The sequence below is a fragment of the Sphingomonas sp. GW821-FHT10F11 genome (assembly GCF_058809095.1).
On record NZ_JBXASH010000004.1, the window covers coordinates 357,507 to 370,187 of the forward strand.

Here is a 12,681-nt window from a genome sequence, read left to right on the forward strand (position 1 = left end):
CAATATAAGAAGGTTAGACGCTCGCGCCAGCCGGATGATCGGGCAGCGTGGATTGATCGACGCCGTCGGCGGGTCCGCCGATCAGCACGAAGCGGCGGTCGCAATAGCCGCAATCGACATAGCCATGCTCGTCGATCTCGAGGAACACGCGCGGATGACCGAGCGCGGCGCCGCCCGGAATATCGGTCGCGCCGTCACAGGCGTTGCGGCGATGGGAGACACGGAGGGTTTCGGGCGGGGCGATCATGAGGTGGCGCGATAGCAAGGTGGGAGGATGCCGACAATCCTCCCCGGAACGGGGAGGATTGAGGTTGCGCTTTGCCGCGCCTACAGGCTCCCCATGACCGAAGCCGCCATCGTCATCGACTCCCTGTGCAAGACCTATAAGGGCGGCAAGCGCGCCCTGGACGATGTCTCCTTCGAGGTGCCGCGCGGGCAGATTTTCGGACTGCTCGGGCCGAACGGCGCGGGCAAGTCGACCCTGATCAACATCCTCGCCGGGCTGGTCAACAAGACCGAGGGCAAGGCCTCGATCTGGGGCTTCGACATCGACCAGCATCCGCGCAATGCCAAGGTTTCGATCGGGATCGTCAACCAGGAGATCCTGTTCGACCCCTTCTTCACGCCATTCGAGACGCTGGAGATCCAGGCCGGGCTGTACGGCGTGCCCAGGGCGAAGCGGCGATCGATGGAGCTGCTGCGCGCGGTGCATCTCGAGGACAAGGCCAACGCCTATGCCCGTACCCTCTCAGGCGGGATGAAGCGGCGGCTGATGGTGGCCAAGGCGATGGTCCATACGCCGCCGGTGCTGGTGCTCGACGAGCCGACCGCAGGCGTCGACATCGAATTGCGCCAGCAGCTCTGGGCCTATGTCCGCGGACTCAACCAGCAGGGCGTGACGGTGGTGCTGACCACCCATTATCTCGAAGAGGCCGAGCAGCTCTGCGACCGCATCGCGATCATCAACCATGGCAAGGTGATCGCCAATGAGCCGACCCGCGAGCTGGTCGGCAAGGCGACCGAGAAGCTGGTCGAGGTAACCGTCGACCGCGACGTCGTGACGCCACCTCAGTCGGTCTGTTTCCAGAAGATCGAGCTGAAGGGCAATCGCACGCTCGCCATCACCTATGCCAAGGACCGGGTGAATGCCGGTGAAGTGCTCGCCGCGGTACAGGCCGACGGCTATGGCATCGTCGATGTTTCGACCCGCGAGGCCGATCTGGAGGACGTGTTCCTGAACCTAACCCGGGCGTCCAACGGATAGCCTTTGCTTGTTTTCCCGTCCGGTTCGGGCGTAGTCGCACGGAAAAGCGGATCGAACGCCAAGTCTCGACGTCGCACGATACGAACGGAGTTGGTGTGCCGGACCCTCATCTAAGCGACGTTCTGATCATCGGTTCCGGCGCGGCCGGCCTCACCGCAGCGCTCAATCTCGCCGACCGGGTCACGGTGACCGTGCTCGCCAAGGGCGGGCTGAACGAGGGATCGACTGCCTGGGCGCAGGGCGGGATCGCCGCGGTGCTCGAGCCGGGCGACACCTTCGAGAGCCATATCGAGGACACGATGATCGCCGGCGCGGGGCTGAACGACCGCGAGACCGTCGAGTTCGTGGTCGAGCGCGCGCCCGCCGCGATCGCTCGGCTCGAGGAGCTGGGCGTGCCCTTCGCCACGGACGGCGATACCTTGCACCTGACGCGCGAGGGCGGGCACAGCCACAGGCGGATCGTGCATGTCGCCGACGCGACCGGCTGGGCGGTGCAGGAAGCGCTGCAGCGCGCGGCCGAGGCGCATCCCAACATTACGCTGGTGCCCGACATGGTGGCGGTCGACCTGGCGACCGGGCGGCATGAAGAGCGCTATTCGGGATCGGGCCATGTCTGGGGCGTCTATGCCGTCAACCGCGCGACCGGTCGGGTCGAGCTCTACACCGCGCGCGCCACGATCCTGGCGACGGGCGGCGCGGGGCGGACCTATCTCTTTTCGACCGCGCCGCGCGGCGCGACCGGCGACGGCATCGCGATGGCGTGGCGCGCGGGATGCCGGGTGTCGAACATGGAATTCATGCAATTCCACCCGACCTGCCTCTACAATCTAGACGTCAAGAACTTCCTGATCACCGAGGCAGTGCGCGGCGAGGGTGGGCATCTGCTGATTCCCGACACCGGCTATCGCTTCATGCCCGATTTCGACGAACGGGCCGAACTGGCGCCGCGCGACATCGTGGCGCGCGCGATCGACCATGAAATCAAGCGGCTCGGCCTCGATTACGTCCATCTCGACATCAGCCATCGCGGGCCGGAGTTCGTGAAGGAGCATTTCCCGAATATCTACGAAAAGCTGATGGGGCTGGGCATCGACATGACCAGGGACCCGATCCCGGTGGTGCCGGCGCAGCATTACACCTGTGGCGGGATCGTGATCGACCTGCACGGCAAGACCGACCTACCTGGCCTTTATGCAGCCGGCGAATGCAGCGAATCCGGCCTGCACGGCGCGAACCGGCTTGCCTCCAACAGCCTGCTGGAATGCTTTGTGTTCGGCGAGGCAGCGGCGGATCACATCCTGGAGCATTGGGACGAGCTGCCCACCCCGCCCCCCATCCGCCCCTGGGACGAGAGCCGGGTCGAGGATTCGGACGAAGAAGTCGTCATCAAGCAGAACTGGACCGAGATCCGGCGCTTCATGTGGAATTATGTCGGCATCGTGCGCACGACCAAAAGGCTCGAGCGCGCGCAGCACCGCATCCGCATGCTGACCGACGAGGTGAACGATTATTACGGGCATTTCCGCGTCACGCCCGACCTGATCGAGCTGCGCAACCTCCTCCAGACCGCCGAGCTGATCGTCCGGTCGGCGCTGCATCGCCATGAATCGCGCGGGCTGCATTACACGCTCGACTATCCCGACATGCTGCCCGAAGCGATCGACACGGTCCTGATCCCCTGAGGACAGTTCTGCATCTCAAGGAAATCTGACGCGCCCGCCATTCCGGCGCCCGTAAAACTCCTGAATGGATTCAAACGGCTGGCCTGCGATGCTGCCACAACCGTTTCACCTTGTGCCAGCCGCGGTTCGTCGCAAGGCTTGCATGTCAGGGATTCCTCAAGGAGATTCCGTGTCTAAGGTCGCGAGCGGGGCGGGACTTTACTGGTGATACAGATTCTACCATTTGATTTTCCGAGGCCGGTAGCGGTCATCCTTCTCGCGGCGGCGCTGTGCGCGTGCGGCCACGACACCAGCAAGCACCTCGCCGCGGTACCGCCGGCACCGGTGCCGCCACCCTATCGGGTCGTCATTCCCGTCCCGGCGCCGACACCCAGGCCAGCACCCCTGCCGCCAAAGGCGCCCGAGGAACTGGTCGCCAACATCTCGTCGCTCGGCCGCAACTTCAACGGCCGGGTCGGCATCGCGGTACGCAGCATCGACCAGGGCTGGACGGTATCGAGCAACGGCGACACCCGCCTGCCGCAGCAGAGCGTGAGCAAGCTGTGGGTGGCGATGACCGTGCTGGATTATCGCGACAGCGGGCGCCTCAGGCTCGACGATCCTGTCACCCTGACCAGGGACGATTTCACCCTGTTCCACCAGCCGGTAGCGGCTTTGGTGAAGGGCGATGGCTATCACACCACGATCGGTGAGCTGCTGCGCCGCGCGCTGACGATGAGCGACAACACCTGCAACGACCGGCTGCTGCGCTATGTCGGCGGCCCTGCCGCGGTACGCGACTTCATCCGACGCAAGGGACTGGGCGATATCCGCTTCGGCCCGGGCGAGAAGCTGTTGCAAAGCGCGACGGCTGGCCTTGAGTGGAAGCCGGAATTCGCCTTTGGCGACGCCTTCACCCGCGCCCGCGCGCGCCTGCCCCAGACAGCACGGATCGAGGCGTTCGAGCGTTATGTCGCCGACCCGCCAGACGGCGCGGCGCCGGCGGCGATCGCTGGAGCGCTGGCCAAGCTGAAACTGGGCCAGCTGTTGTCGAGACAATCGACCGACTATTTGATCGGCACGATGGAATCGTCCAAGACCGGCCGGCAGCGCATGCACGGCGCAGTGCCGGGCGACTGGAATTTCGGCCACAAGACCGGCACCGGGCAGGATCTGGCCGGGCGTACCGCCGGCTATAATGACGTCGGTCTGTTGATGGCGCCGGACGGCCGCAGCTATGCCGTCGCGGTGATGATCGGGGACACGCCCCGGCCGATTCCCGTGCGTCAGGCGCTGATGCAGGCAGTGGTGACGGCTGTGGTGGCGAGCCATCGCGGGCCTGGCTATTCGGTCGCGGGCGGAACCCGCCCCTCCGACGCCACGGCGATGTCGAACAACTAGCTTTCGAGGCAAGTCGGGCTTGGGGTGGACGCTTCACGCTGCTATCCCCCCGCCATGCCTCATCTCTACCTTGTCGACGGCTCGGGTTATATCTTCCGCGCCTATCACCGGCTCCCTCCGCTGACCAATGTGCACGGCGAACCCGTCGGCGCGGTCTATGGCTATACGACGATGCTGTGGAAGCTCGCCGACGAGCTGCACAAAGCAGACGGCCCGACGCACATGGCCGTCATTCTCGACAAATCGAGCCACACGTTCCGCAACGAGCTATACGACAAGTACAAGGCGCAGCGTCCGCCACCACCCGAGGATTTGATCCCACAATTCCCGATGATTCGCGACGCGACACGCGCCTTTTCGCTGCCGTGCATCGAGGAAGACGGGCTCGAGGCGGACGATATCATCGCCAGCTATGCCAAGGCCGCGCTGCGCGAGGGTTGGTCGGTCACCATCGTCAGCGCCGACAAGGATCTGATGCAGCTGATCGAACCAGGGCTCGACCTGTACGACACGATGAACAACCGGCGGCTTGGCCCCGAGCATGTCATGGAGAAGTTCGGCGTAATGCCGGATCGGCTGGGCGACGTGCTGGGCCTGATGGGCGACAGCGTCGACAATGTGCCGGGCGTGCCCGGCGTCGGCCCGAAGACCGCGGCCAAGCTGATTCAGGAACATGGCGACATCGAAGGCGTGCTCGCCGCCGCCCCGTCGATGAAGCCGGGCAAGCTGCGCGACAATCTGATCGAGCATGCCGACAATGCCCGGCTCTCGCGCGTGCTGGTGACCTTGAAGGACGATGCGCCGCTGGCCGAGCCGCTCGAGGACCTGGCGCTGCAGGGGATTCCCGAGGCGCCGCTCCGCGCATTCCTCGAGCATCACGGCTTCAAGTCGCTGCTGGCCAAGCTGTCCGCCGTGGCGGATGCGCCGGTCGAGGCGCCGAAGAGCGTGCCGCAGGAGGAAGACCCGCCCTGCGATCACGATGGCTATGAGACGGTGATCGACGAAGCGGCGCTCGACGACTGGATCGCGAAGGCGCGACACCAGGGCTGGATCGCGATCGACACCGAAACGACCGGCGTCGACGCAACGCGGGCCGAGCTGGTCGGAGTGAGCATGGCGCTCCAGCCCAACAAGGCGTGCTACATCCCGCTTGCCCATGGCGGCACCGGGCTGTTCGCCGAGAAACCCGACCAGATCGCGCCGGCGGTGGCGCTGGCCAGGCTCAAGCTGCTGTTCGAGGATCCGGGCGTGCTCAAGATCGGGCACAATCTCAAATATGACATGATCGTGCTCGGGCGGCTCGGGATCGACGTCGCGCCGCATGACGACACGATCCTGATGAGCTTCGATCTCGATGCCGGTCTGCATGGACATGGCATGGACGAGCTGGCCGCGACTCACCTGTCGCACAGCTGCATCGCGTTCAAGGACGTGGTCGGCACGGGCAAGGGCCAGTTGCAGTTCAACGAGATCGATCTGGTCTCGGCCACACGCTACGCCGCCGAGGACGCCGACGTCACCTTGCGATTGTGGCGCCGGTTCAAGCCGCGCCTGCCCGCCGAAGGCGCGACGCGGGTCTATGAGATGGTCGACCGGCCGCTCGCCCCGGTCATCGCGCAGATGGAGCGGCACGGCGTCAGGGTCGACCGCGAGAAGCTGTCCCAGCTCTCGACCGAGTTCGCCCATTCGATCGCCGCGCTCGAGACCGAGATCCATGGCCTCGCCGGTGGGCCCTTCACCATCGGCAGCCCCAAGCAGCTTGGCGACGTGCTATTCGAGCGTATGGGAATCAAGGGTGGCCGCAAGGGCAAGTCGGGCGTCTATTCGACTGACGTCAACGAGCTGGAGCGGATCGCCACCGACAAGGATTCGCCAGGCAAGGAGATCGCCCGCCAGGTGCTCGAATGGCGCCAGCTGTCCAAGCTGAAGAGCACCTACACCGACGCGCTTCAGACGCAGATCAACCCGGAGACGGGTCGGGTCCACACCAGCTATTCGCTGACCGGGGCACAGACCGGGCGGCTGTCCTCGACCGACCCCAATCTGCAGAACATCCCGATCCGCACCGAGATCGGCCGCCAGATTCGCGACGCCTTCGTCGCCGAAGCGGGGAATGTCCTGCTCGCCGCCGACTATTCGCAGATCGAGCTGCGGCTCGCCGCGCATATGGCTGACGTGCCGGCGCTGAAGGCCGCGTTCGCGAACGGCGACGACATCCACAGCCTGACGGCGCAGGAGCTGTTCGGCGAGGTCAATCGCGACACCCGCGGGCGCGCCAAGACGATCAACTTCGCGATCCTCTACGGCATCTCGCGCTGGGGTTTGGCCGGGCGGCTCGACGTGACGGCGGACGAAGCGCAGGCGATGATCGACCGTTATTTCGAGCGCTTCCCGGGCATCAACCATTATATCGTCGAGACGACGGAGAAAGCGCGCGAGAAGGGTTATACCGAGACCCTGTTCGGGCGGAAGACGCATTTCCCGCGGCTGAAATCCAAGATCCAGCACGAGCGCCAGGGCGCCGAGCGCGCCGCGATCAACGCGCCGATCCAGGGCACCAGCGCCGACATCATCAAGCGCGCGATGGTGCGAATGGGGCCGGCCTTGCTGGAGGCGGGGCTGCCCAACGTTCGCATGCTGCTGCAGGTGCATGACGAACTGGTGTTCGAGCTGCCCGAGGGTGACGTCGAGGCGGCGAAGCCGGTGATCGAGCGCGTCATGGCGACCGCGGCCGAGCCGGCCGTGATGCTGAGCGTGCCGCTCGGCATCGAGATCGGCGTCGGCGCCAGCTGGGGAGCGGCGCATTGACCATTCCGGTCGCCGCCGATGACGGGGGCTCCGAGGATTTGAGGGCGCTCGCCAAGGGCGGGCGGACCAACATCCTCGGCTTCGCGTTGCGGCTCCTGGCGCGGCTGCCGTTCCTGTTCATCGCCGGGCGCGTCTATGGTCCGGATATCGTCGGCCGATTCGCGCTTGCCGTGGTGGTGGTGGAGCTGGCCGCGCTGCTCGCGACCCTCGGGCTGAAGCGCGGGCTTGCCCAGGCCCTGTCCTCGTCCGAGCGGCCGCATGTCCATGTCGCCTGGGATGCGATGGCGGTGGCGTTCTGCGCTTCGCTGATCGCGAGCAGCGTGCTGATCGCCATCCCCGAGATCATGTTCCCCAACAGCCCGATCCAGGGGATGGACCGGTGGCTGCCCTGCATCGTCTTCGCCATCGCCTGGTCGGACGTCAGCCTGGCGGCGCTTGCCTATCGCCGCAACGTCAAGGCGACGGTGACCGCGCGCGCGGTCGTCGAGCCCTGGACGATCAGCATCGCCGCCTATGCCTTTTCCTTCGTCTCGCTGCGCGACGGGCTGTTCTATTCCTATATCCTGTCGATGGCGGCGGCGCTGATCGCTTCCTTGATCCCGTTCCTGCGCAGCTACGGCCTGCCCTATGGCTGGCGGCCGCGGATCGTGCGGCTGTTCGCCATGGCCAGCCGCAACGTACCGCTGGCCGGCGCGGACGCGATCGAGTGGAGCACGCGCAACATCGACCGCTTCATCCTGGGTGTGATGTTCGAGCCGAAGATCGTCGGCATCTATTACATGGCGCAGCAGGTCGCTTCGCTGCCCGCCAAGCTGAAGACCAGCTTCGACCCGATCCTGGGGCCGGTGATCACCGCCAGCCTGGCCAAGGGCGACCGCGAGGCCGTGGCAGCACAGGTGCGGCAGGTCGGCTTCTGGATCATGGCGGCGCAGGCGGGGCTGGCGCTGATGGGATCGATCCCGGGCGAAGCGGTGATGGGCGTCGTCGGCCCGCAATTCGTCGCCGGCACCGCCGCGCTCGCCTTCCTGCTGACCGCCGAGGTGGCGGCCTCGACCGGTGCAGTGTGCGAATCCGCGCTCGTCTATATCGCTCGGATGCGAAACCTCGCGATCTCGCTGTTCATGCTGGGATTCCAGATCGCGCTGAGCTTCGCCCTGATCTTCGCGATGCGGGCGATCGGCTGGCCGGTCAATTTCCAGGCGGCGGGACCCGCCGTCGCCTTGCTGATCTCGCTGGGGATCAGCTCGATCATCAAGGCGAACTTCCTGTCGCACCTGCTCAAGGCGCGGGTCTCGGGCGTCCGCAGGCCGTTGATCTGGGCCGCGATGGCCGCGATCGCGGTCGGGACGCTCTTCACTTCGCTGCCCAAGCGGTACGAATGGGCCGAGCTGATCATCGGCCTGCCGGCGATCTTCGCGACCTATGTCTTCGTGCTGCACCGCTGGGCGTTCGGCCCCGAGGACCGCGCCCTGTTCGGCAAGATCCCCGCGGCGGAAGAGGCCGTTCCGACCTGACGATCAGTGGCGGAAGTGGCGCATGCCGGTGAACACCATCGCCAGGCCAGCATCGTCAGCCGCCGCGATCACCTCATCGTCGCGGATCGAGCCGCCCGGCTGGATGACGGCGGTGGCGCCCGCCTCGACCGCGGCAAGCAGACCGTCGGCGAAGGGGAAGAAGGCATCCGACGCGACGGCCGAGCCGATCGTTCGCGGCGTCGCCCAGCCGGCCTTGTCGGCGGCGTCCTTCGCCTTCCATGCGGCGATGCGTGCGGATTCGAGGCGGTTCATCTGCCCCGCGCCAATGCCGGCGGTGGCGCCATCCTTGGCATAGACGATCGCGTTCGACTTGACGTGCTTCGCCACCGTCCAGGCGAAACGGCAATCGGCGAGTTCGGCCCCGGTCGGCTGGCGCTTCGTCACTACCTTGAGATCGGGTGCGGCACCATTGTCGCGAGTCTGGACCAGCCAGCCGCCGATGATCGACTTGGCCATGATACCGTTCCGCGCCGCGTCGGGCAGGTCGCCGGTGAGCAGCAGGCGCAGGTTCTTCTTCGCCGCGAAGATGGCGAGCGCGGCTTCATCGGCATCGGGGGCGATCACCACCTCAGTGAAGATGCCCGAGATTGCACGGGCGGTCGCTTCGTCGAGCGCGCGGTTCAGAGCGATGATGCCGCCGAACGCCGATACGGTGTCGCAGGCAAAGGCCTCGGCATAGGCCCGTTCGATCGTCGATGCGGTAGCGACGCCACAAGGGTTGGCGTGCTTGACGATGACGACGGTCGGCTCCGCATCGCGGAATTCGCTGACCAGCTCGAGCGCGGCATCGGCGTCGTTATAGTTGTTGTAGCTGAGTTCCTTGCCCTGCACCTGTCGCGCCTGGCCGACGCCGCGCGCGGCCGGGCCGGTGGCGGTGTAGAACGCCGCCGACTGGTGCGGATTCTCGCCGTAGCGGAGTGCCGCGCCCCGCTTCAGCGTAATCGGCAGGGTTTCCGGGAAAGCTTCGCCCTGGTCGGCAAAACCGAACCAGCTCGCGATCATGCCGTCATAGGTGGCGGTCGCGGCGAAGGCCCGGGCGGCAAGGCGCTTGCGCAGGTCAAGCGTGGTCGCGCCATCGCCGGCGTCCATCTCGGCGATGAGCGCGTCATAATCGGCGGGATCGGTGACGATCGCGACGAAGGCGTGATTCTTCGCGGCTGAGCGGACCATCGACGGGCCGCCGATATCGATATTCTCGATGATCTCCGGCCGGTCGGCGCCCTTCATCACCGTCTGGAGGAAGGGATAGAGGTTCACCACGACCAGATCGATGGCGCCGATGCCATGCTCCTCCATCGAGGCGACATGCGCCGCATCGTCGCGTACCGCGAGCAGGCCGCCATGGACTTTGGGATGGAGCGTCTTTACCCGGCCGTCCATCATCTCCGGGAAACCGGTCAGGTCGGAGATGTCACGCACCTCAAGCCCCGCATCGCGCAGCGCGGCGGCGGTGCCGCCGGTCGAGACCAGCTCGACACCATGACGGGCCAGCGCCCGGCCGAGATCGACGATGCCGGTCTTGTCGGACACCGACAATAGCGCGCGGCGGGTGGTGATGGCGGTCATGGGCACTCCGGGGTGAAGGATTGCGCGCCCCTCTGCCGCCTCAGGTCGCGCGCTTCAAGGCCCAGCTGACGCTGGCGCCGCCCGCGGGCGATTCACCGGAGACGACGAGCTGGTGAGTCGGCTGCGGACGGCCCTCGTTGTCGATCCACAGGCTGTCCTCGATCGCCAGCGTGCCACCGCGGCAGCGGAACTGCCACAGGACCCCACCGGGTAGGCGCAGCAAGGCGGCCATGCCGTCAGCCGTGGGCGAGACCGAGACGCCATGACCGAGATGGAAGCGGATCGCAAAGGCGGTCGCGGCGAGCTTGCGCTTCTTGCTCGCGGGCAGGAGCATGTCCTCGCCGCGCACCTCGCGCCCGTCGCCCGACAGGACGAGCTGGCGGCGGTGGAGGAAGCCGTAGCGCCTGGCATAGCCGTCATGGCTTGCTTCGATGCGGCTCGACGCCTCGCTTTCCTGCCGTGCCAGTTCGACCTCGGCGACGCCTCGGCCGAGCGTGCCATCGGCATGGATCGCAGTCGAATTGCTGTCGCCGACGATCAGCGTCGAATGCGCCGCGGTGGTCCTGAGGCCGTCGGCCAGCGCGGTGGGCAGCTGTGCGACCGCCGCGCGGGCCCCGCCGCAATTGACGACGAGGCGGTGCGGCCCATCGGAGAATTCGAAGGCGAGGGTCGAAGCACAACCGCCCTCGACCAGCCGGGCGATCGGCGGGGGTGCCGCATCCATGATCAGCACCGCGGCGCCGGCGGCGAGTCGCTGATAGCCCCAGTCGCGGGCCTGGCGGAGTGGGCGGGTTCGTATGCCGGTCGCGGCGATGATCGGGTCGAGCGTTTCGCCGGATACGGGCCCGCCACCTTGCCAGCTGGAAAGCCCGCGATCTCCGTGACATACGCCGAGGAGCGCCGGTACCATGCGCGCGAGCACCGCGGCGATCGCCGGCGGCTCCACCAGTCGGCGGGCAGCGTACACTTCCTTCAGACTGGTCAGCAGCATGATGATATCGAGCTGGGCCAGGGGCGAGCGCGCGACGCTGCCGCCATCCTCGAACACCGAGACCGACAAGGCCTTGGCAAGAGCGGATTCAGTCGAGCCCCGGCGGGCATCGCCGCCCGGGATCAGCAGCCCGGCCGCGACCACCCCGCACAGCGCCGCGACGCGCGGGGCGCCGGGCGGCAATTTGTCGGCGCCGCGATCGATATGCCGCGCACCGCGGGCGAGCGTGTTGAGCACGAGGCTGCGATAGACCAGGTCGGCGCTCGACAGGATCAGCGGGGCGTGCGCGGTCCAGAGCAGGATGCGGCGGCCCCAGAGATCGGCGCGCCAGGCGGGCTCACTGACCGTATCCGCATGGGCCGCGAGCCAGCGGCGCATCAGATCCTCGGCGATCGGAGTGGCCTGACCGCGGGTCGCCACGGTGGAGAGATCGCGCAGCCAGAGGAAGCTGTGGAGATAATCGCCGAACACGCGCGAGAAATCGGGCCTGGCGAGATTGAGGTCAGCAATCACACGGGTTTCGCCGCGCAGGTTCAGTTTGCCGTCGAGCAGCGCATGGCCGCGCCGCGGATCGCCCAGAAACGGATCGTCGGGAACCGCGATCAGCTTCAACGGATGGCGCCCCTTCAACCGCATGCCGTGAATCGGCGTCCTCCAGGTCAGTCGGTGGAAATATTCGGTGAGCCGGTCAGCCAGCGATAGCCCCTTGTCGCCGCCCAACCGAATCAACCGCTTGCCTTCTTCGATGCCGTCGGCGCCGGAATCGCGACCGCCGTCGGTCACCCGCCTCTCAGAGCAAGGATGTTGGATGCGTAAGCCGAAGGGCCGCCGCGGAAGGTCGCGGTGCCCGCGACCAGCGCATCGGCGCCGGCCGCGATCGCCTCGCGCGCGGTCACCGCGTCGATGCCGCCATCGACCTCGAGATCCACGCTCAGCCCGGCCTTGTCGATCATCTTGCGCACGCTTTCGATCTTGCGCAGCGCGCTCGGGATGAAACCCTGGCCGCCGAAGCCGGGATTGACGCTCATCACCAGGACGAGATCGACTTCCTCGAGCAGATAGTCGAGCGCCTTGGCCGGGGTCTGCGGCGTCAGCACCACGCCGGCGCGCTTGCCGAGCTTGCGGATGTGCTGGAGGCTGCGATGCGTGTGCGGGCCGGCCTCGACATGGAGGCTGATGATATCGGCACCGGCTTCCGCGAACTGATCGAGAAAGGCATCGACCGGTGCGATCATCAGATGCACGTCGAGCGGCTTGGTGGTGTGCGGGCGGAGCGCCTTCACCACCGCCGGGCCGATCGTGATGTTGGGCACGAAATGGCCGTCCATCACATCGACATGGATCCAGTCGGCGCCCGCCGCGTCGATCGCACGCACCTCCTCGCCAAGGCGCGCGAAATCGGCGGAGAGGATCGACGGGGCGATACGGACGGGCTGTTGCATGACCGATTCCTTA

The 12,681-nt window shown here is 66.6% G+C and carries 9 protein-coding genes; 5 read left to right on the top strand and 4 right to left on the bottom strand.

Translation table 11 applies throughout. The features are described 5' to 3' along the window. Positions 1–13: 13 nt before the first annotated feature. Entirely contained in the window at positions 14–247 is a 234-nt protein-coding gene (locus AC1RT8_RS15010; protein ID WP_372856373.1) for a zinc-finger domain-containing protein, read from the bottom strand. Between the two features lie 93 nt (positions 248–340). Between AC1RT8_RS15010 and AC1RT8_RS15015 the strand changes: the two genes are divergently transcribed. The 5 genes from AC1RT8_RS15015 (at position 341) to AC1RT8_RS15035 (ending at position 8,648) form a co-directional block, all read left to right on the top strand. After that, positions 341–1,264 (top strand): ABC transporter ATP-binding protein, encoded by a 924-nt coding sequence (locus AC1RT8_RS15015; RefSeq protein ID WP_493076457.1) that lies wholly within the window; start codon positions 341–343, stop codon positions 1,262–1,264. Positions 1,265–1,359: 95 nt separating this feature from the next. Further along, on the top strand, positions 1,360–2,946 hold the full coding sequence (gene nadB, locus AC1RT8_RS15020; protein WP_493076458.1) for an L-aspartate oxidase: 1,587 nt from the start codon (positions 1,360–1,362) through the stop codon (positions 2,944–2,946). 201 nt (positions 2,947–3,147) lie between these two features. Next, positions 3,148–4,326 (top strand): class A beta-lactamase, encoded by a 1,179-nt coding sequence (gene bla / locus AC1RT8_RS15025; RefSeq protein WP_493076532.1) that lies wholly within the window; start codon positions 3,148–3,150, stop codon positions 4,324–4,326. 54 nt (positions 4,327–4,380) lie between these two features. Then, positions 4,381–7,134 carry a DNA polymerase I gene (polA, locus tag AC1RT8_RS15030; protein WP_493076459.1) on the top strand — a complete coding sequence of 918 codons (2,754 nt, stop codon included), beginning with the start codon at positions 4,381–4,383 and terminating at the stop codon, positions 7,132–7,134. After that, positions 7,131–8,648, top strand: coding sequence for a lipopolysaccharide biosynthesis protein (locus AC1RT8_RS15035; RefSeq protein ID WP_493076460.1), 1,518 nt, complete (start codon positions 7,131–7,133; stop codon positions 8,646–8,648). The genes polA and AC1RT8_RS15035 overlap by 4 nt, the downstream gene beginning before the upstream one ends. A 3-nt stretch (positions 8,649–8,651) precedes the next feature. Here the strand turns inward: AC1RT8_RS15035 and purH are convergent, their stop codons facing one another. From purH to rpe, 3 genes are read right to left on the bottom strand one after another with little or no spacing between them, the layout of a single operon-like run. Further along, positions 8,652–10,235, bottom strand: coding sequence for a bifunctional phosphoribosylaminoimidazolecarboxamide formyltransferase/IMP cyclohydrolase (gene purH / locus AC1RT8_RS15040; protein ID WP_493076461.1), 1,584 nt, complete (start codon positions 10,233–10,235; stop codon positions 8,652–8,654). 40 nt (positions 10,236–10,275) lie between these two features. Then, entirely contained in the window at positions 10,276–12,009 is a 1,734-nt protein-coding gene (locus AC1RT8_RS15045; RefSeq protein WP_493076462.1) for a heparinase II/III family protein, read from the bottom strand. Beyond that, the gene (gene rpe, locus AC1RT8_RS15050; protein WP_493076463.1) at positions 12,006–12,668 is read right to left on the bottom strand and encodes a ribulose-phosphate 3-epimerase; all 663 of its coding nucleotides are present in this window, start codon (positions 12,666–12,668) and stop codon (positions 12,006–12,008) included. The genes AC1RT8_RS15045 and rpe overlap by 4 nt, the downstream gene beginning before the upstream one ends. Positions 12,669–12,681: the final 13 nt, after the last annotated feature.